This window comes from Pseudoalteromonas sp. S1610 (assembly GCF_005887465.1).
GTDB classification, from domain to species: Bacteria; Pseudomonadota; Gammaproteobacteria; order Enterobacterales; family Alteromonadaceae; genus Pseudoalteromonas; species Pseudoalteromonas undina.
In genome coordinates, this window is sequence record NZ_PNDI01000172.1 from 1 (window position 1) to 245 (window position 245).

A 245-nucleotide genomic window follows, 5' to 3' on the forward strand; every position below is an offset into this window, starting at 1 on the left:
AAGCGTTTCTCAGGGCAATATCTATGACAATGTCTGGGTTCCTCATGTGGTTCGAGGTGCAATGGTAAACGAATTACGGGAGCGAGAAGGGGTACTATTTAGCACGCAGTGGCGCCCAACTAGCCGAGAAGAAATTGGTTTTAACAATATTGGATTTTCAGTTGATAAAAATAGAACTCAGTCGGTGATTGATATCCCTGAGTGGTCTTTACATCCTGACTTATTTACGGAGGTAAGTTTGGATT

1 protein-coding gene is annotated in these 245 nt (G+C 42.4%); it reads left to right on the forward strand.

The window, feature by feature from the left end; all coding sequences use genetic code 11:
• Positions 1–61: 61 nt before the first annotated feature.
• Positions 62–245, forward strand: a 184-nt coding sequence (locus CWB77_RS18270) for a hypothetical protein (RefSeq protein ID WP_249931457.1), incomplete at its 3' end; no start/stop codon positions are given.